Below are 17,743 nucleotides of genomic sequence, written 5' to 3'. Positions count from 1 at the left end.
CCGTCCCTGTTTCACCCTGCTATGGTCAGGAGGGTTCATGACTGAAAAGAGTGTATCTCTGTTGGGCAAGATTGCCGGTTTCACCGAGATTCTCGCCAAGGATCCTCAGTCAACGGTCTTTGTCTCGCTGAGTGAAGCTTATCGACAGCTGGGCATGCTGGATGATGCGCTCGAAATCGCCCAGAAAGGCACTCAGCACCTGCCCGGATTCAGCCCCGGCTATATTGTTATGGGCAGAATCCTGGCGCAACAAGGTGATCTGGCGAAGGCGGCCCTGGCTTTTGAGCAGGCCCTCGCCATTGAGAAAACCAGCCTGCAGGCCTTGAAAGGTCTGGCCCGCACCCGTTATCGGCAGGGCTATCTCGACAAGGCTCGGGAATTGCTGCATAAGGCGGAGATCCTCAATCCGCATGATCCCATTGTCCAAAAGATGCTGGCCTCCATCGGCCGGACGGCTGTTGAGTCTTCCGGGCAGGGATCTGCTGCCGCGACGGCTGTTGATCCACCTGAACGGCGGATCGAATCTCTGTCCAGGGGGGCTGTGCCGGAAGCCGGGATGAGGTCGGAACCGACCGAACCGCCAGGTTCCGGTCCCGGCGATGAGGCCGAAGCCGTTCCCCCCGTGGAAGAAATTTCCGCCCAAGCAGCTCCGTTGCAGACGACCACCCTCGCCCAACTCTACTTCAAGCAGGGGCTTTATGACGAGGCGGCCGCGATTTATCGCGACATCCTGCGTCAGGATCCGCATAACGAGGAGATCCGTTCCCGTCTGGTGCAGATCAAGGAGCTGCAGGCCTCGGTGAAGGTTGCCGATTCACCCGCTCCGGTTGAACAGACAGTCGAACAGACAGTCGAACAGACAGTCGAACAGACAGTCGAACAGACAGTCGAACAGGCCCAGGCCGTTTCTCACCGGAAACAGCTCGAAATTTATCAACGTTGGTTAAATGCAATTGCGCAAAGGAGGGCTCATGTTTGCTGAAATCCTGCAGACGATTGTCGAGGAAACCCGTGGGGGCGCCGGTGCTGTGCTGATGGGGTATGACGGCATCGCCATTGAGCAGTTCTTTCTGCCGATCGATGGCCTGGATCTGCAGCTGGTTGCTGTTGAATATGCCAATATTCTCAAGGAGATTAAACGCACTGCCGAGATCCTTGACAGTGGTTTCATGGAAGAGGTGACGATCCGCACCGAACGTTTTCTGGTCCTGGTGCGGGTTCTTACTGATGATTATTTCGTCGCTCTGACCCTGCGGCGGGATGGCAACTTCGGCAAGGGACGTTACCTGCTGATGCGTGAGGCTCCCAATCTGAGAGCGGCCCTGGCGTGATGACCGAAACCAAAATTCTGGTGCTTCATGGCCCCAATCTCAACCTGCTGGGACGGCGTGAACCCGATATTTATGGTACCCGAACCCTGGATGATGTTGACCGGGAGATTCAATCCCTGGCTGTCGAACTGGGGATCAAGGCGGTGTCCTTTCAGTCCAATCATGAAGGCGTCCTTATCGACCGGGTCCAGCAGGCTGCAACTGACGGCACCACCGCGATCATCATCAATCCCGGGGGACTGACCCACACCAGCGTGGCACTGCGCGATGCTTTGGTCGGGGTCGGGCTGCCCGTGGTTGAGGTTCATCTCTCCAATATCCATGCCCGGGAAGAGTTTCGTCATCATTCCTATATTGCCCCGGTCGCCGTTGGCCAGATCTGCGGATTGGGCAGTGACGGCTACCTGCTGGCGATGCGCGCCCTTGCCGCTCGTACGGCTGTCAGAGCCTGACCGTCATTTTGTCCATGGTTGTGGAATCCCTTCTTGAGAACAACGATCTGGATGCAGTGGTCTTTTTCCACTTGCCGACAATCCGCTATCTCTGTGATTTCAGCGGCAGTGACGGGGTGCTGGTCGCTTTCCGGCAACAGACATTTTTTCTCACCGACTCCCGCTACACGGTTCAGGCGCGTGAGCAGGTGCGTGCTGACGAGATCATTGAATACCGCAGTCAACTTCCCGCCGTTATCGACTGCCTGAATCGTCAGGGATGCAGGCGGGTCGGTTTTGAGGCGGCGACCCTTGCCTATGCCACCTGGGACAAGTTGCGGAAGGAATCGGCGGACCGTTGGACCTGGATTCCCCTTGATGAACCGTTGCAGCAGTTACGGCGCCGCAAACGGGACGCCGAGGTCGATAAACTCCGCCAGGCCGCGGCTCTGGCCGCCCGGGGTTTTGAGCAGATTGTCGACCTGATCCGGCCGGGAGCCATCGAACGCGAGATTGCCCTGGAACTGGAGTTTGCCCTGAAACGTCTCGGTGCCGATGAAAAGGCTTTCGATTTCATCGTCGCCTCAGGTCCCCGCGGTGCCATGCCGCACGGCATCGCTTCGGACAAGGCGATTGCTTCCGGGGAGTTGGTGACCATCGATTACGGGGTCGTCAAGGACGGTTATCACTCTGATGAAACCGTCACGCTCGCGGTCGGCGAAATCAGTTCAGATTTACGTCGCATTTATGATATTGTCCTTGCTGCGCATGATGCCGCCATTGATCAGCTGCGTCCCGGCATGGGACTCAGGGAACTGGATGCGGTTGCCCGCGAGCTGATTGCCGCAGAAGGTTACGGCGATTATTTCGGTCACGGGCTCGGTCATGGCGTCGGCCTGGAAATTCACGAATACCCCGCTGTTTCGCCCCGCGCCCGGGGACTGGTGGAGCCGGGCATGGTGCTGACCATTGAACCGGGCATCTATGTCCCTGGCCTTGGCGGGGTTCGCATCGAAGATACGCTGCTGGTGACGGACAGCGGCAATGAGATTTTGACCCGACTCCCCAAGGGCTTTCGAACCCTGGGGTAAACTTGAATGAAACCCGCGCGTCGCAGGACATCCTCCGCGGCGTTCCAGCGGCACGGGAAGGAGACATGGTATGGAGATTAAGGATCTGAAAACCCTGATCAAACTGGTGACTGACACCGATATTACCGAATTTGAAATGGAGAACGCCGAGGAAAAAATCCTCATCAAACGCGGTCCCGACAAGGAGTTCGTGCAGGTCGCGGCGCCGCAGATGATGGCGGCTCCCGCAGTAGCACCTGCTGTCGCTCCGGCGCCTGCGGCGCCGGCTGCCGCCGGAGCAGCTGACGCCCCGGCCGCCCAGGATGACAAGTACGAGACTATCAACAGCCCGATCGTCGGTACTTTTTATCGCAAACCGAGCCCCGATGCCGATCCCTTCACCAAGGAAGGAGCCATCGTTGAAAAGGGCCAGACCATCTGTCTGGTCGAAGCGATGAAGCTCTTCAACGAGATCGAGGCCGAGTTCAAATGCAAGATCGTCGAAATCCTCAAGGAGGACGCCTCCCCGGTTGAGTTCGGTGATCCGCTGTTCCTCGTCGAGCCGCTTTAGCGGGCTGATGAAAAACGCCCACCTGCTGCGGGGTCCTTCCCCGCGTCAACGACGTACCGCCGGTACGCCTTGTTCCGCGGGGAGTGCGGGCGCCTTGCAGCTGGGCATCCCGGCGCAGCCTGGGGGTTTCAACACCCTGCTAGGAGACTGTCGGACTATACAGGCTGAAGCGAAAATTCGGGTGTTTGAGCACAGATTTCGGCTCAATTGCAGCCTCATAGCAGTGGCTATGGGGCAAAATGGAGCTGGGATATGGGCCGAACGCACGGATTTGCAGCCAGTTTATGGATAGTCCGACAGCCTCCTGGGATCTTCTGCCGTTGAACAGGTCCACCACGTGTGCCCGGTTCTTTTCAGGCCGGCACCAAGCTTTGCGGAGAGAGGTTCATGTTTCACAAGATTCTGATAGCCAACCGCGGTGAAATTGCCCTGCGGATCATTCGCGCCTGCAAGGAACTCGGCATCAAGACCGTTGCCGTACATTCTGACGTCGACAACGAGGCGCTGCACGTCAAACTGGCCGACCAGAGTGTCTGTATCGGCCGCGCCGCAAGCGCCGAGAGTTATCTGAATATCAAGGCTATTATCAGCGCCGCCGAAGTGACAGATGCCGACGCCATCCATCCCGGCTACGGATTTCTTGCCGAAAATGCCGAATTTGCCGAGATCTGTCAGCAGTGCGGCATCACCTTTATCGGACCATCGCCTGACAACATCCGCCTGATGGGCGACAAGATCCAGGCGCGTCAGACCGTTATCGAGGCTGGTGTGCCTATCCTTCCCGGCACTGAGGACAATGTTCCCAACGTCGAGGAAGCGGTCAGGATTGCCGCCGAGATCGGCTATCCGGTCATTATCAAGGCCACCGCGGGCGGCGGCGGGCGCGGGATGAAGGTGGTGCATTCACCGGCCCATCTGCCGAATGCTTTTGCCGCGGCCCGCACCGAGGCCGAGGCCGGTTTCGGCAACCCCGATGTCTATATCGAGAAATTCTGTGAACGGCCGCGGCATGTCGAAATCCAGATCATGGCGGACCAGCACGGCAACGTGATTCACCTCGGTGAACGCGACTGCTCGATTCAGCGTCGTCACCAGAAGCTGATCGAGGAGTCCCCCTGTCCGGTATTGACGCCCGCCATCCGCAAGAAAATGGGGGAATGCGCAGTGGCTGCGGCCGAGCGTTGCGGTTACTCGAGTGTCGGCACGGTTGAGTTCCTGCTTGACAAGAACCTTGATTTCTTTTTCATGGAAATGAATACCCGGGTTCAGGTTGAGCATCCGGTCACCGAAATGGTGACTGGAATCGACATCATCAAGGAGCAGATCCGTATCGCCGCCGGAGAAAAACTGCGCTTCAAGCAGAAGGACATCAAGATTACCGGTCACGCCATCGAGTGTCGCGTCAACGCGGAGGATCCGGTCAAATTTACTCCCTTCCCCGGCAAGATTCAGGGATATCACACCCCCGGCGGCATGGGGGTCCGGGTCGACAGTGCCGCCTACGATCAGTACACGGTTCTGCCGCACTACGATTCGATGATCGCCAAGCTCATTGTCCACGCCGAAACCCGGGAAGAGGCGTTGAAGAAGATGTCTTCGGCTCTCGATGAGTACATCATCGAGGGGATTAAAACGACGATCCCCTTTCACCAGAAGATGATGCGCAACAAGGAATTTGTCGACGGGATCGATGTCGACACCGGCTTTTTGGAACGTATTGTTCTTTGATGCTTTCGCAGGAAAGCCAAAATGGTGTTGGCTGAGCAAAAAACGCCGGCAGCAAGTATAGCAATATAACTGCTGGTGAGTTTTCGCGATGCCATCTTTTTTAGCCCCTGAAGAATAACTGATCGGGCCGGGTCAAGATCCGGCCTTTCTCTTTTATGGACGCAGCACACCACACCTGGCGCCTGATCGAAAGCGGTTACCTGTCAGGTGCTGAAAACATGGCCATCGACGAGGCACTGCTGGAAGCAGTTGCCGATGGTCATTCACTACCGATTTTGCGGATCTATCGCTGGAGACCGGCAACGGTCACCCTCGGATACGGCCAGCGCGGCTCCCGGGTTGTCAACCTCGACGCCTGTCGACGACTCGGTTATGATGTTGTGCGCCGCTGTACCGGCGGCCGGGCGGTGCTGCATGACAGGGAGGTGACCTACGCCGTCATCGCTCCGGTCGGGCAGGGGTGTTTCCCGGCGGCGGTTCTGGAAAGTTATCGGGTCATCGCCGAAGTGTTGCGCGATGTCTATCGGTCCTTCGGCGTGGACGCTCAGCTTTCCCCCCGGCGCATGGCGGGGAGTGGCACCACCGCCGCTGAGCAGAGCGCCTGCTTCACCGCGCCCGGGCAGTACGAACTGTTGTATCGGGGATGCAAACTGGCGGGGTGTGCTCAGAAACGTCTGCGGGGGGCTTTTCTGCAACATGGCAGCCTACCGGTCGATCTCGACCTGGAGAAACTCTACATGGCGCTTGATACCGAACGGAGACTCACCCCCGTCGCCGGTGCCAGGCTGCTGCGGGGCCATGTCGGCTGGCTTAACCGCTGGAGTGCCGAGTTGATCTCCGTTGAAGCGGTTGCAGAGCGGTTGCCGGCCCTGTTTGCTGAGAAATTGTGTCTGACATGGGACCGGACGGGATTGACGGCAGACGAACGGGGGCGTGCCGTTCAATTGCAGAATGAACGTTATGCTGTGGATGCCTGGAACCTGCAGGGGTTGTGCTGAGGCCAGGACCGCAGCTATCGGTCATGACCTTCTGTCGAGGAGGCGCCCGATGAGTCTACTGTTTCGTATCCTGCTCCAATTTTCAGGCCTGTTGGCCATGGTTTGTTTTTTTATTCCCGCTTCCCGGGCTGCCGAACAGGCGGTCACTGCAGGGTTGGTTCCTTCTGCCGGTTATGTCCGGCAGCGGATTGAGGATTCGGCTTCCGTTCTTGATCTCAGGAAGGCCGAACGTTTGGCCCTGGAACAGAACCTTGACCTGCAGGCTGAAGTTTTCACCAGCCAGGCGGCTGAGGCCCTGGTTCGCAAGGGCTACGGTATTTATGATCCGAACCTCGAAATCTTCCTGGCCGAAGGCGAGCGCCGTGACCTCTCCAACTTTCAGTTTTTTGTCGGTCCGACCGGCCTGGATACTCGTGACTTCAACCTGAGTCTCACGCGGGTATTCTCTCCCGGAACCGAGGTGAGCCTGTTTTACAACAATCGACGTCAGAACCTGTTTACGGAACCCAAGCCCGCCATCAATCCCGAGTACGATACCGAACTCGGATTTTCCCTGACCCAACCGCTGTTGAAAAATTTCGGACGCACTGTCACCGAACAGACCATCCTTTACGCCATCAAGGACCGGGAGGTTTCCATCGAGGAGCTCCGTCGTGTGGCTCTCGACCTGTTGATGGAGGTGAGGAGTACCTATTTCAACGTCTTGCGGGCAAGGGATGACCTTGCGTACCGAACGACATCGGTCAAGTTGGCCCGGACCATCCTTGAGGAAAATCGGGCGCGGGTGGCTGCCGGTGTTCTCCCGCCGGTCGAGGTGCTTGAAGCTGAAGTCGGGGTGCAGAGTCGCGAGCGGGATCGACTGGATGCTGAGCGGGCCTATCACGATGTTCTGGATCAATTGGCATTGCTGCTCAACCGCCCGACGATCCCCCGTGTCGCCGAAGACAGGCTTGGTCAACCGGAGGTAGAGACTGATGAGGCGCGGGCTTTTCGCACGGCTCTGAAAAAACGACCGGAACTTCAGGCCCTGCTGCGGCAAAGTGAAAAGCTGGAAATTGAACGGGATATCAACCACAACCAGACGCTCCCCGCGCTCGATTTGCAGGCCAGCTATTCCCACAAGGGGGTCGGGCAGAATTACAATGAGTCGGTTGATTTCATGCCCCGCTCCGATCTTCGCAACTGGCAGATCGGCCTTAATTTCAGTTATCCGCTCGGCAACCGGGCCGCGCGGGAAGAGTTGAATCGTACTCGGCTGAAACTGAAGAGCCAACACGCCGCAATCGGCCAGTTGCAGGCCCGGTTGCGCAATGAAATTCGCCAGGCCATCCGCCTGCTCGATGTCAGCCGGGCCAAAATCGCCGCGGCGACGACCGAACGTCGGCTGGCTGAAGAGAAACTGCGGATCCTTGTCGGTCGCAAGAATGTCGGTCTGGGCACAACGCGCGACCTTCTGGAGGGCGAGGAGGATCTCGCCCGGGCGCGGACCGACCAGATTGCCGCCCTGGCCGATTACAACATCGCTCTGAGCGGTTACTACCGCGCCACCGGGGAACTGCTGGAAAAAGAGGGTATCCGCCTGCAGCGATCCGAAGGCGGTCTCACCGATCAACCTTTCACCATGGATTGAAGCATGACTCTGCGCGTCGGCCACATCAGTTATGTCAATTGCGTGCCGTTTTTTCACTTTCTCCATCAGAGTGGTTTCAACGGAGAGATCGTCTCCGGTGTGCCATCCGAACTCAATCGACTGCTTGCCGCCGGTGACATCGATCTGAGCCCGTCCAGTTCCTTTGAATACGCCCTGCACTGGCGAGATTACCAGCTGTTGCCGGGACATTCGATCAGCTCGAACGGTCCGGTTCGGAGCGTGTTGCTTTTCAGTCCTGTCGCCCTGGAAGAATTGTCCGGAAAGAGCATTGCGGTCACCGGCGAGTCGGCGACCTCGATCAATCTGCTGCAGGTGCTGCTGCGCGAATTTCATGGTTGTCGTGACCTGGACTGTGAGGTTCCGGGGGGCTCGGTCGAGGAGGTTATCGCCGACGGCGGCAGCGCGCTGTTGATCGGTGACCGGGCCCTGCGTGCCGCCATGCGGGGGGGGGGGGGGAAGATTTACGATCTCGGCGAACTCTGGTTCCGGCATACCGGGCTGCCCTTTGTTTTCGCCCTGTGGATTGTCCGGCGCGACGCCGCGGCGGCGAAACCGGAGGAACTGTCCCGGTTTGTCCGTCAGTTGGCCGCCGCGAGGGAGATGGCGGAGTCGGATCTGCAGGCGCTGGCGGCCGTGACTCCAGAGCGGAGTTGGCTCGGGGAGGAGGGTCTGGTCAGCTACTGGCGGCAGATGTCCTACGATTTTCAGGACCGGCATCGTCGCGGTCTGGAACTTTTTTTCCGCCTCTGCGGCAAGCACGGACTGCTCGCCGAACAGCCGGAACTGTCACGGATTCAGACCTGAATCCGTGAATTCATTGTCGGCGAACAGCACAAGTCATTGACCCGTCTGCACTTTCCAAAAATCACCGGCGAACCTATGGGTGCGCCTCAGATTTTTGGAAAGTGAATTCAGATCAAGCCCTTGCACTCTTCATCCGCCATGAACCCACGGATTCAGGTCTAAGGCTGATCCGGTTCAGAAGAAGGGGGCAAGACGGCGGCCGCTACCGCCGAAACAGCTGGCTCTAAATTCGGCCAGAATGCGGGCGTGATCGAAACAGAGCTTTTTCGGCAGCGCGTCGAGGTCGAACCACTTCACCCCGGCGGCATCGTCACCCGCCACCGCCTCATCGGTCGTTTCAGCGCTGAAGACCAGCGAAATGTTATGCTGGCGCGGATCGCGTTCCGGGTCCGAATAGGCTCGGAACTGGCGCAGGTTCAGCAGCTCCAGGCCGGTCTCCTCCCGCGCCTCGCGACGGGCGGCATCCTCCAGCGATTCGCCGTAATCGACAAAGCCGCCCGGCAGGGCCCAGCCGAGCGGTTCATTCTTTCGTTCGATCAGCAGGACCTGCCGGCTCCGCCGGATGATGATGTCGACGGTTGGAAAAGGATTCCGCCAGGTTGTGATCGTTGCCCCGCAATCAGGGCATTTCAACAGCTTCTTCGCCATCATTCCTCCTGCTTTTCGATTGACACATTAGGATGAATTTGTAATACATAGCCGCACTTGCCCGGATGGTGGAATTGGTAGACACCGGGGACTTAAAATCCCCTGGACCTAGTCCGTGCCGGTTCGAGTCCGGCTCCGGGTACCACATTGAAAACAGGTGGTTGGCAGTTTTGCCGGCTGCCTGTTTTTTTTGATGTTAATGGCTGTTTTGGTCGTTTGAATAGGGTAACATAGCATTTGCAGTGGTCACCAGAGGATGGAAATGATGAAATATTCTGTCTTAAACAGCTTGTTGGAGATCTGATGAACAACGCCGACCTGACCGAGATTTACCGCGCCACCCTCGCCAAGTGGGGGGAAGAGGCGCAATACGACCAGATGGTTGAGGAGTGTGCCGAACTGATCGCCGGCCTGAAGCATTTCAAGCGGGACCGGGTCGGTGCCGAGGCGATCATCAACGAACTGGCCGATGTGACGCTGATGGTCGGCCAGCTGACCTGGATGTTCGGACCCGACCGGGTCGAAGCGGCAATTACAGCCAAACTGGAAAAACTGCGGGCGCTGCTCGCTGCCCCCGAAGCACGCTGAAGGTTGCCGGGGTATAAAGGAGAAGAATATGGGCATGCTGGATCGTTTCAAAATTGACCGTCACCAGGCGACCCTGCTGGTTGTCGATGTGCAGGAGAAACTCGCTCCGACCTTTCCGGCGGAACAGTACCGGGAGATGCTCGGTGCCATCGACCTGCTGATCAAAGGGGCCGAGGAGCTGAAGATTCCCGTGGTGACCACCGAGCAGTACCCTAAAGGCCTGGGCCCGACGGTTCCCGAACTGCAGCAGGCCTGCGCTTCCGGAGTGATCGAGAAGACCAGTTTCGGTTGCTGCGGCGAGCCGAGCTTCATGGAACGGATGCGGGAGTTGGGGCGCTCGCAGGTCATCGTCACCGGGGTTGAGGCCCATATCTGCGTCTACCAGACCGTGCTCGGGCTGCTCGATGCCGGCTATCATGTTCACCTGGTGCGGGACGGCATCTGTTCGCGGCGGCGTGGTGATTACCGCACCGCCCTGCAGCTGGCCCGGGACGCTGGCGCCGTGGTGAGCTGCGCTGAAACCGTGCTGTTTCAGTTGATGCGGGACTCCCGGGTGCCCGAGTTCAGGGCCATTTCAAAACTGGTTCAGGCCCGCTGAGGACGCAGGGTGCCTGACTGCGGGCGGTCACAGCCCGGAGGCATTCTGTCATTACGGAAACAGGTCGTGAAAAAACGCCGGGAGCCGGAATGTGACCCAGACCAAAGAGTTGCCGAAAATTCTGCTGGTTGATGACATCGCTTTTTTTCGCGATGTCATGCAGACCTACTTTCAACGGACCCCGGCGAAGGTGTTCACCGCGGGCAGCGGCCTGGAGGCATTTGACCTCGCCATTGCCGAACAACCGGCATTGATCTATCTCGATGCCGGGATGCCGCAGATGTCGGGGTTGGAATGTTGCCGGCGTCTCAAGGCCGATGCCCGCACCGCCGGGATCCCGGTGATCATCATCTTTACCCCCGAACGGGACGCCGGGGTCGACGAGGTCGAGGCGAGCGGCTGCGACGGCTACCTGACCAAGCCGTTCGGCAGGGAGGAGTTTCTCAACCTCGGCCATCGTTTCCTGTTCCATATCGAGCGCCGCGAACGCCGGGTGTCCTGCCAGATGACGATCGATTTCACCATCGCCGGCCGGGACTGCCGGGGGCGCGGTCATGACATCAGCCGGCATGGACTCTACGTTGAATATCGCGATGAACTGCCGCCGGACAAACAGATCGACCTCAGTTTCATGCTGCCGACGGTCAGCACCGAACAGTTTACCGTTCAGGGACGCGTCACCTGGCTCAACCAAGGGTTTCCGCGCCGCAATCTGAAGCTTCCGCAGGGCTTCGGCGTAGAGTTCCTGGGGGTACCGGAAGGTCTGTCACAGGCTGTTGAGGCCTATCTCAAACAATTTCAGTCGGAGGATGTCGATGCTTGAACTGCTCCGTCGCAGACGCAGTATCCGCAAATTCCAGTCCCGTCCCGTGGCTGCTGAAACACAGCAACAGCTGATCGAGGCGGTTCTGCGTTCTCCCAGTTCCCGGGGGCGCAACCCCTGGGAATTCATTGTTGTTGATGACCCCGCACTGCTGACAAAACTGGCCGCCTGCAAGCGTCATGGTTCGGCTTTTCTCGCCGACGCGTCGCTGGCCGTGGTGGTGGCCGCCGATCCTCGCAAGTCGGATGTCTGGATCGAAGATTGCGCGATTGCCGCCATCATCCTGCAGTTGACCGCGGCCTCGCTGGGACTGGGCAGCTGCTGGGCACAGATCCGTCTGCGCGATCATGATGACAACATCAGCGCTGAGGACTATATCCGCCGGTTGCTAGGGCTACCGGAAGAGTTGCGGGTCGAAGCGGTGGTGGGGATCGGTTTTCCGGCGGAAGAAAAACCCGGGCATCCGGCTGCAAGTCTGCTGTCAGGACAGGTTCACCACAATTTTTTTGGGATGGGGCGTTGATGGAGGGTGATGTTTCAGTGGTGTTCCAGGCTGGCATAGCCGGAGGGCAGCTTGGATTGCTCGATCGAGTGGCCGGCCATCAACGACAACCAGCTTACGGCCAGCAGCATCAGCATGAAGGGGAGGATATGCAGGAACAGCCTGCGTCTCAGGTTCCCGGCGCGTTCCCGGGGGACGCGGGGGCGATCCAGGGAATGAAAAAGGTTTCTCCAGTGATTTCTGTGTCTCAGTACCATACGCATGTTCTGGTCTCCTGCCGACAGTGTCGTCAGCGACACCTGCCCTTTTTTAATGCATCTCTGGTGCCAAAACATGTTGTTTTTAAAGGGAAAATGAATTCCCCTGTAATTCAGGCAAGTTTCATGGGAAACACCGCTATTCTCCGTGGTGGACGCGGATCAGGAACTGTGCCGAAGTTGCACATTTGACACGCCGGTCGTGTCATGGCACAGAGTTCGGGTCATCCGGCGTTGGGGTTGTTGACGAGGGAGACGTTCAATGCGCGGGTATCTCAACGATTGCTGCAAGATCGAATTGCTGGCCAGCCGCATCTACCAGCATTTTGCCGCTCAGGGCAATTTCCCGGAACGATTGCGCGAGACCTTCACGCAACTGGCGCGGGATGAGGAAGACCATGCCCGCCAGTTCGACTTGGCGCTGGAGTTGCCGGAAGGGGCGCTGGGTGATGTCAAGCGCGTTGCCTGGGAGAGAATTGCGGCCGGTCTTGATCGGATCCGGGCCAAATTCCAGGACCTGCATCACGAGCCATGTACGGCGGAGCAGGCCCTGAAAACAGCCCTGCAGCTGGAGAAGGATTTTATCCGCATCCATCTCGACAACAGCCTTTATATCGAGGATCAACGTATCCGTCAGCTTTTCGCGGGCCTGGCCCGTGCCGATGAGGAGCATCTGGCGACCCTGCGGGAAGCCATCATCTGGTGGAATCGTCGGCAGGAACTGCATTCTGTTCCGCGTTCAGCGGGCTGAGCAACAACGCCCATCCTTGCCCTGCGTCAACGACGTACCTTTCAGATTATTTCTCGCTGAAGATCTGTGCCGTGAAGATGTAGATATCGGCGTCGTCGCCCTGCCAGGCGTTGGTGGGAAGACCCGCCTTGATGCAAGTCTGTTTGAGGAATTCATCCCGATCCCAACCATGTTCCGGCGCAACCTGGGGCAGAAGTACGCCGCGGTGGAAGCTTTTCTCAAGATAGATGCCGTGCTTTCCAACCTGGATCTCGGAGATATCTTCTATCTTCTGCAGTGGGGAGAGAACTGAAATCTCAAGCTTCAGGTCAGCCAGTTCGTCCTGCTGGACGGGGTAGAAACGGGGATCCTGGGTCGCCGAGGAGATGGCCATTCGGGCGACCTCGCGAAAAAGCGGCAATTCGGCCTGAAAGTTGCCGATGCAGCCGCGCAACTCGCCTTTCTGGTGGATGCTGACAAAACAGCCGTTGCGCATGTTGAGGGCTTTTTCTTCGCGCGGTTCCGGCTCGAAGGGCTGTTCCTGAACAGCGTGCTCGATGGCCTGGCGGGCGATTTCGAGCAGCGTCCGGCACTGCTTGGCGGTCAGCTTCTTTTCCACGCGGTCACCTCCTGAAGAGCACATTCGCCTGATAAAATCCCATACCGCCGGCCGGCAATATGGGATTTCATGGTAAGGCCCTGCGGGCCTTATTTCAAGCCCTTATTTCGGACTCAAATCCACCGGCAATTTCGGGATTCGGCTGCCGTTACGGATGAATCTGCTTCGTTGCCTTCACCGATTCGGTGCCTCGCATCTCCCCGTCCCGTCACCCTCGGTCCGCAAAACAGCCGGCAGGTCCGGGCCAGAACGATCAGCTGCTCTCGTTGCGGCGTTTTTCGCTTTTCTTCCGTTCGTTGGCGTTGAGGATCTTTTTCCGCAGGCGGATCGACTTCGGGGTCACCTCGACCAGTTCATCGTCATCGATGAATTCCAGCGCCTGTTCCAGCGAGAGGATGCGCGGCGGGGTCAGGCGCACCGCTTCGTCCGACCCTGAAGCGCGGACGTTGGTCAGTTTCTTCCCCTTGCCGGCATTGACCACCAGATCGTTTTCCTTGGCGTGCTGGCCGATAATCATCCCCTCGTAGACCGAAACCCCCGGTCCGACAAAGAGGATGCCGCGATCCTGCAGCCCGAACAGGCCGTAGGCGACCGTTTCGCAGGCTTCCATGGCGATCAGCACGCCGTTCTTGCGCCCCGGGATCGGTCCCCGGTAGGGGCCGTAGCTGTGAAACGTGTGGTTCATCACCCCGGTGCCGCGGGTGTCGGTCAGAAACTCGGTGCGAAAGCCGATCAGGCCGCGTGCCGGAATGACGAATTCGAGCCGATTGACGCCGTCGAGATTTTCCATCGCAACCATCTCCGCCTTGCGCGGACCAAGTTTCTCGATCACCGTCCCCTGGAACTCCTCCGGAACGTCGATGGTCAGGTTCTCCAGCGGTTCGACCCGTTGACCGTTTTCTTCACGGAAAATAACCTCCGGCTTGGAGACGGAGAATTCATAACCTTCCCGGCGCATGTTTTCGATCAGAATCGAAAGGTGCAGTTCGCCGCGGCCGGAAACCTTGAAGGTATCGGTGTTGTCGGTTTCTTCCACCCGCAGCGAGACGTTGGTCCGCAACTCGCGGAACAGGCGGTCGCGTATATTGCGCGAAGTGACATACTTCCCTTCGCGGCCGGCGAACGGGGAGTTGCTGACGATGAAGTTCATCGACAGAGTCGGTTCGTCGATGTTGATGCAGGGCAGGGCGGTCGGGTTTTCACCCCCGGCGAAGGTCTCGCCGATGCCGATCTCTTCAAACCCGGCGATGGAGACGATGTCGCCGGCCGCTGCGGTTTCCAGTTCCACCTGCTTCAGGCCCTGGTAGCCGAGCAGCTTGGAGATCCGGCCCCGAATGACGCTGCCGTCGCGTTTGATCATAGTGATCTGTTCGCCCGCCTTGACCCGGCCATTGAAAATTTTCCCGGTGGCGATGCGGCCGATGTAGTCATCATAGTCGATGCTGGTCACCAGCAGTTGGAAGTCGGCCTGCGGATCTCCCGTCGGGGCCGGTACATGGTCGCGGATGGTGTCGAACAGCGGCTCCAGGTCCTGGTTGTCACTGTCGATCTCGAAACGGGCGAAACCAAGTTTGGCGCTGGAATAGACAATTGGGAAATCGAGCTGTTCTTCGTTGGCGTTCAGTTCGCAGAAGAGATCGAAAACCATGTCGACGACATCGTCCGGTCGGGCGCCGGGGCGGTCGATCTTGTTGATCACGACGATGGGTCGCAGCCCCAGGTCCAGTGACTTCTTCAACACGAAGCGGGTTTGCGGCATCGGCCCGTCGAAGGCATCGACCAGCAGCAGCACCGAGTCGACCATGGTCAGCACCCGCTCCACCTCGCCGCCGAAGTCGGCGTGACCGGGGGTGTCGACAATATTGATTTTCAGGCCGGAATGGTGAATGGAAAGGTTTTTCGACAGGATGGTGATGCCGCGTTCCTTCTCCAGGTCATTGCTGTCCATGACCCGTTCGGTGATCTCCTGGTTCTCGCGGAAAACCCCGGATTGTCTCAGCATGGCATCGACCAGGGTGGTTTTACCGTGGTCGACATGGGCGATAATGGCGATGTTGCGAATTTCCTGCTGCATGGTTTCACTTTACTCGGGTTAGAGGTATGTTGTCATCTTTTGGCAAACCCGCCAATATTAATTGAAATGGATTGTATTTGGCCAGTAAAAAATGATGATGATTTTTTCATCCCGGCAGGTTTGGGCAACGAAGGGGCCGCTGTCGGGCTTGCGCCGATCGATCTTTCATCTTATCCTGCACGGATCATCATTGTTTTCAACGCGAGGTTCTACCTTCATGTGGCAAAAACTACTCTGGTTCTGCTGTGCCCTGGCGCTGACCGGCTGCGCCGTCAACCCGGTCACCGGCCGCAATGAACTGGCCCTGAGCCCGGTTTCCACTCAGCAGGAAATCGAGATGGGACAGAAAGCTTTTCCGCGAATCCTGCAGAAAATGGGAGCGGACTTCCCAGATCCGGAGCTTGATGCCTATGTCAACCGGGTCGGCATGCGACTGGCGCGGGTCAGTCATCGTCCCGATCTGCCCTATCGCTTCAAGGTCGTCAATGATTCGTCTCCCAACGCCTTCGCTCTGCCGGGCGGCTCTATCGCCATCAGCCGCGGGTTGCTGGTCGGTCTGCAGAACGAGGCGCAGCTGGCGGCGGTGCTGGGGCATGAAATCGGTCATGTCACCGCCCGCCACGCGGTGCAGGGGATGCAGCGTGAATCGCTTCTGAACCTGGGGCTGGCGGTTCTTGGAGCGGCCGCCGACCAGACCCCCTATGCCGGCCTGGCGGGTCCGACCGGACAGCTGGCTGCCGGTTTGATTGACAAGACCTACAGCCGCGAGCAGGAGAGCGAAGCGGACCGCCTCGGGATCGATTACATGGTCAAGGCCGGCTACAATCCGCTGGGGTCGGTTCAGGTCCAGGAGTATTTCTATCGTCAGATCGAAGGGGGCGCCCGGCCGAGCTGGCTGGCCGGATTGTTCCGCTCCCACCCCTTTTCCAGGGACCGGATGCGGGCCAATGACGCTTATGTCCGGCAGCGTTATGCCGCCACCCTCAACAACCCGGCCTATCGTCTCGATGTCGACCCCTTTCAGGCAGCTGTCCGGAACCTCCGAACCCTTGAACCGGGTTACCGGCTTTATGACCGGGCCCGTCTGCAGGAACGCAAGGGAGACCTGAACGGCGCCATCGCGACCTATCTGCAGGCGGCGGCCAAAGCTCCCGACCAGGCGCTGATTCTGACCGGACTCGGCATGGCCTACCTGAAGGCCGGGGATCCGCGGTCGGCACGGCGCCACCTGGCCCGGGCGGTTCGGCTGCAGGGGGATTATTATCGTTCGCGACTGGGCCTCGGTTATGTTCTGCTGCAGCAGCACAAAACCGCACGCGCCGTCACCCAGCTGGAACGCAGCATGGACCTCTATCCCACCGCCCAGGGCGGTTTCCTGCTGGCCGAAGGGTATGAGAAAACCGACCGCAGCCGAGAGGCGCTGCAGCTTTACCAGGCCGTTGCCCGGGCCGATGCACGCGGTGAACTGGGGCAGGCCGCGGCCCGTAGGGCGGCCCGACTGGCGGGGCGGCGATGAGCTGGGGCGGACAGCTGGAAGCTGGAGAGTCATTGCGCTGGGAAGCGAAACCGGCCCCGCGCTGCTATACCTTCCGCAACTGGAAGCACAGCCTGTTCGGTCTGCTGCTGGTGGTGTTGGCAGCCTGGTGGGAATCGATCGGCCTGCAGCTCGCCGCGGTCTACGATCTGCCGCTGCTGGCCTGGATTCCGATTCCGGTCTGGCTGATCGGTCTCTACCTGGCTTTCGGTCACCTGTTGCTGGCCCGCCTGGAGTGGGAGCAGGTCCGCTATGCCGTTACGGATCGCCGTCTTCTGCTGCGACGTGGGTTGCGGGGGGGCAAGTGGTTCTCGATGCCGCTCGATCAGGTTGCCTATTTCTGCCTGCAGCCCCATGGTGAACAGCTCGGCAGCGTGCTGGTCATCTCCCGAGACCGGCAGCGGTTGAAGCTCTGCTGTATCGAGTACCCCCGCCGGTTGACCGACCTGCTGGAGCAGGCAATGCGCGACAGCGGCGTGCTCTGTGGCGGGGATAATTGAGGCCTTCGCAGGAAAACAACAATGTTGTCGGTCAAACAAAAAGTGCCGCCATCATTAATTGACTTTCCGCTCCGGCAGAGCTTAGTATCGGCCCCTGTTTCGTTTCCACCTGAATCAGTGAGTTTCTGTTGGATGGAGAGTGCAGCTGCTTGGTCTGGATGAGGTTTTCAAAAATCTGAAGCGCACCCATAGGTTCGCTGGGGATTTTTGGGAAGCTCAGGCAGATCAATGAGTTGTGCTGTTCGCCGACAAGGGACCCACTGATTCAGGTTTCATTGTCGGCTGA

The 17,743-nt window shown here is 58.8% G+C and carries 20 protein-coding genes and 1 tRNA gene; 17 read left to right on the top strand and 4 right to left on the bottom strand.

Annotated features, from left to right (window positions below; translation table 11 throughout):
- The first annotated feature begins 37 nt into the window (after positions 1-37).
- From B5V00_RS11110 to B5V00_RS11065, 9 genes are all read left to right on the top strand, one after another.
- A complete protein-coding gene (locus tag B5V00_RS11110) occupies positions 38-982 on the top strand; it encodes a tetratricopeptide repeat protein (RefSeq protein WP_085010867.1) in 945 nt (314 codons plus the stop codon).
- Positions 972-1,331, top strand: coding sequence for a roadblock/LC7 domain-containing protein (locus tag B5V00_RS11105; RefSeq protein ID WP_139800747.1), 360 nt, complete (start codon positions 972-974; stop codon positions 1,329-1,331). The genes B5V00_RS11110 and B5V00_RS11105 overlap by 11 nt, the downstream gene beginning before the upstream one ends.
- Entirely contained in the window at positions 1,331-1,783 is a 453-nt protein-coding gene (aroQ, locus tag B5V00_RS11100) for a type II 3-dehydroquinate dehydratase (RefSeq protein WP_085010865.1), read from the top strand. The genes B5V00_RS11105 and aroQ overlap by 1 nt, the downstream gene beginning before the upstream one ends.
- A 14-nt stretch (positions 1,784-1,797) precedes the next feature.
- Positions 1,798-2,853, top strand: coding sequence for an aminopeptidase P family protein (locus B5V00_RS11095; protein ID WP_085010864.1), 1,056 nt, complete (start codon positions 1,798-1,800; stop codon positions 2,851-2,853).
- A gap of 70 nt (positions 2,854-2,923) precedes the next feature.
- A complete protein-coding gene (gene accB, locus B5V00_RS11090; protein WP_085010863.1) occupies positions 2,924-3,403 on the top strand; it encodes an acetyl-CoA carboxylase biotin carboxyl carrier protein in 480 nt (159 codons plus the stop codon).
- Between the two features lie 387 nt (positions 3,404-3,790).
- A complete protein-coding gene (gene accC, locus B5V00_RS11080; RefSeq protein ID WP_085010861.1) occupies positions 3,791-5,131 on the top strand; it encodes an acetyl-CoA carboxylase biotin carboxylase subunit in 1,341 nt (446 codons plus the stop codon).
- Positions 5,132-5,286: 155 nt separating this feature from the next.
- Positions 5,287-6,129, top strand: a complete 843-nt coding sequence (locus B5V00_RS11075) for a lipoate--protein ligase family protein (protein ID WP_085010860.1) — start codon at positions 5,287-5,289, stop codon at positions 6,127-6,129.
- Between the two features lie 49 nt (positions 6,130-6,178).
- Positions 6,179-7,759, top strand: a complete 1,581-nt coding sequence (locus B5V00_RS11070) for a TolC family protein (protein ID WP_172399718.1) — start codon at positions 6,179-6,181, stop codon at positions 7,757-7,759.
- Between the two features lie 3 nt (positions 7,760-7,762).
- Positions 7,763-8,584, top strand: a complete 822-nt coding sequence (locus B5V00_RS11065; protein ID WP_085010858.1) for a menaquinone biosynthetic enzyme MqnA/MqnD family protein — start codon at positions 7,763-7,765, stop codon at positions 8,582-8,584.
- Positions 8,585-8,758: 174 nt separating this feature from the next.
- Here the strand turns inward: B5V00_RS11065 and B5V00_RS11060 are convergent, their stop codons facing one another.
- Complete coding sequence (locus tag B5V00_RS11060) at positions 8,759-9,232, bottom strand: NUDIX domain-containing protein (protein WP_085010857.1); 474 nt, start codon at positions 9,230-9,232, stop codon at positions 8,759-8,761.
- A 59-nt stretch (positions 9,233-9,291) separates the two neighbouring features.
- On the opposite strand from B5V00_RS11060, the gene B5V00_RS11055 reads away from it, so the two are divergent.
- The 5 genes from B5V00_RS11055 (at position 9,292) to B5V00_RS11035 (ending at position 11,764) form a co-directional block, all read left to right on the top strand.
- Positions 9,292-9,377: transfer RNA gene (locus B5V00_RS11055), tRNA-Leu, on the top strand.
- A 158-nt stretch (positions 9,378-9,535) separates the two neighbouring features.
- Entirely contained in the window at positions 9,536-9,820 is a 285-nt protein-coding gene (locus B5V00_RS11050; protein WP_085010856.1) for a nucleoside triphosphate pyrophosphohydrolase family protein, read from the top strand.
- 28 nt (positions 9,821-9,848) lie between these two features.
- Positions 9,849-10,418, top strand: a complete 570-nt coding sequence (locus B5V00_RS11045; RefSeq protein WP_085010855.1) for an isochorismatase family protein — start codon at positions 9,849-9,851, stop codon at positions 10,416-10,418.
- Between the two features lie 91 nt (positions 10,419-10,509).
- Positions 10,510-11,241 (top strand): response regulator, encoded by a 732-nt coding sequence (locus B5V00_RS11040; RefSeq protein WP_085010854.1) that lies wholly within the window; start codon positions 10,510-10,512, stop codon positions 11,239-11,241.
- Positions 11,234-11,764: a nitroreductase family protein gene (locus B5V00_RS11035; RefSeq protein WP_085010853.1), complete on the top strand. Its 531-nt coding sequence runs from the start codon at positions 11,234-11,236 to the stop codon at positions 11,762-11,764. Before B5V00_RS11040 ends, B5V00_RS11035 begins: the two co-directional genes overlap by 8 nt.
- Before the next feature lie 14 nt (positions 11,765-11,778).
- Here B5V00_RS11035 and B5V00_RS11030 read toward each other — a convergent pair whose 3' ends face one another.
- On the bottom strand, positions 11,779-12,006 hold the full coding sequence (locus tag B5V00_RS11030; RefSeq protein ID WP_085010852.1) for a hypothetical protein: 228 nt from the start codon (positions 12,004-12,006) through the stop codon (positions 11,779-11,781).
- Between the two features lie 256 nt (positions 12,007-12,262).
- Here B5V00_RS11030 and B5V00_RS11025 point away from each other — a divergent pair, with 256 nt between their 5' ends.
- Positions 12,263-12,751 carry a ferritin family protein gene (locus B5V00_RS11025; protein WP_085010851.1) on the top strand — a complete coding sequence of 163 codons (489 nt, stop codon included), beginning with the start codon at positions 12,263-12,265 and terminating at the stop codon, positions 12,749-12,751.
- Between the two features lie 46 nt (positions 12,752-12,797).
- Here the strand turns inward: B5V00_RS11025 and amrA are convergent, their stop codons facing one another.
- Entirely contained in the window at positions 12,798-13,349 is a 552-nt protein-coding gene (gene amrA / locus B5V00_RS11020; protein ID WP_245803954.1) for an AmmeMemoRadiSam system protein A, read from the bottom strand.
- Between the two features lie 253 nt (positions 13,350-13,602).
- The gene (gene typA / locus B5V00_RS11015; protein ID WP_085010849.1) at positions 13,603-15,423 is read right to left on the bottom strand and encodes a translational GTPase TypA; all 1,821 of its coding nucleotides are present in this window, start codon (positions 15,421-15,423) and stop codon (positions 13,603-13,605) included.
- A gap of 217 nt (positions 15,424-15,640) precedes the next feature.
- Here typA and B5V00_RS11010 point away from each other — a divergent pair, with 217 nt between their 5' ends.
- Positions 15,641-16,939 carry a M48 family metalloprotease gene (locus B5V00_RS11010; RefSeq protein WP_172399717.1) on the top strand — a complete coding sequence of 433 codons (1,299 nt, stop codon included), beginning with the start codon at positions 15,641-15,643 and terminating at the stop codon, positions 16,937-16,939.
- A complete protein-coding gene (locus B5V00_RS11005; protein ID WP_085010847.1) occupies positions 16,936-17,457 on the top strand; it encodes a PH domain-containing protein in 522 nt (173 codons plus the stop codon). Before B5V00_RS11010 ends, B5V00_RS11005 begins: the two co-directional genes overlap by 4 nt.
- Positions 17,458-17,743 lie beyond the last annotated feature (286 nt).

The organism is Geothermobacter hydrogeniphilus, from assembly GCF_002093115.1.
GTDB lineage: Bacteria > Desulfobacterota > Desulfuromonadia > Desulfuromonadales > Geothermobacteraceae > Geothermobacter_A > Geothermobacter_A hydrogeniphilus.
Note: the sequence above shows the minus strand (reverse complement) of the source record. Positions and strands in the feature narration are given on the sequence as shown.

Coding starts and splice junctions, on each gene's coding strand:
- B5V00_RS11110 (WP_085010867.1), top strand. CDS start 38: ATGACTGAAAAGAGTGTATCTCTGTTGGGCAAGATTGCCGGTTTCACC.
- aroQ (WP_085010865.1), top strand. CDS start 1,331: ATGACCGAAACCAAAATTCTGGTGCTTCATGGCCCCAATCTCAACCTG.
- B5V00_RS11035 (WP_085010853.1), top strand. CDS start 11,234: ATGCTTGAACTGCTCCGTCGCAGACGCAGTATCCGCAAATTCCAGTCC.
- B5V00_RS11010 (WP_172399717.1), top strand. CDS start 15,641: ATGTGGCAAAAACTACTCTGGTTCTGCTGTGCCCTGGCGCTGACCGGC.
- B5V00_RS11030 (WP_085010852.1), bottom strand. CDS start 12,006: ATGCGTATGGTACTGAGACACAGAAATCACTGGAGAAACCTTTTTCAT.
- B5V00_RS11065 (WP_085010858.1), top strand. CDS start 7,763: ATGACTCTGCGCGTCGGCCACATCAGTTATGTCAATTGCGTGCCGTTT.
- B5V00_RS11045 (WP_085010855.1), top strand. CDS start 9,849: ATGGGCATGCTGGATCGTTTCAAAATTGACCGTCACCAGGCGACCCTG.
- B5V00_RS11075 (WP_085010860.1), top strand. CDS start 5,287: ATGGACGCAGCACACCACACCTGGCGCCTGATCGAAAGCGGTTACCTG.
- B5V00_RS11095 (WP_085010864.1), top strand. CDS start 1,798: ATGGTTGTGGAATCCCTTCTTGAGAACAACGATCTGGATGCAGTGGTC.
- B5V00_RS11025 (WP_085010851.1), top strand. CDS start 12,263: ATGCGCGGGTATCTCAACGATTGCTGCAAGATCGAATTGCTGGCCAGC.
- B5V00_RS11060 (WP_085010857.1), bottom strand. CDS start 9,232: ATGGCGAAGAAGCTGTTGAAATGCCCTGATTGCGGGGCAACGATCACA.
- B5V00_RS11070 (WP_172399718.1), top strand. CDS start 6,179: ATGAGTCTACTGTTTCGTATCCTGCTCCAATTTTCAGGCCTGTTGGCC.
- B5V00_RS11105 (WP_139800747.1), top strand. CDS start 972: ATGTTTGCTGAAATCCTGCAGACGATTGTCGAGGAAACCCGTGGGGGC.
- B5V00_RS11005 (WP_085010847.1), top strand. CDS start 16,936: ATGAGCTGGGGCGGACAGCTGGAAGCTGGAGAGTCATTGCGCTGGGAA.
- accC (WP_085010861.1), top strand. CDS start 3,791: ATGTTTCACAAGATTCTGATAGCCAACCGCGGTGAAATTGCCCTGCGG.
- B5V00_RS11050 (WP_085010856.1), top strand. CDS start 9,536: ATGAACAACGCCGACCTGACCGAGATTTACCGCGCCACCCTCGCCAAG.
- typA (WP_085010849.1), bottom strand. CDS start 15,423: ATGCAGCAGGAAATTCGCAACATCGCCATTATCGCCCATGTCGACCAC.
- accB (WP_085010863.1), top strand. CDS start 2,924: ATGGAGATTAAGGATCTGAAAACCCTGATCAAACTGGTGACTGACACC.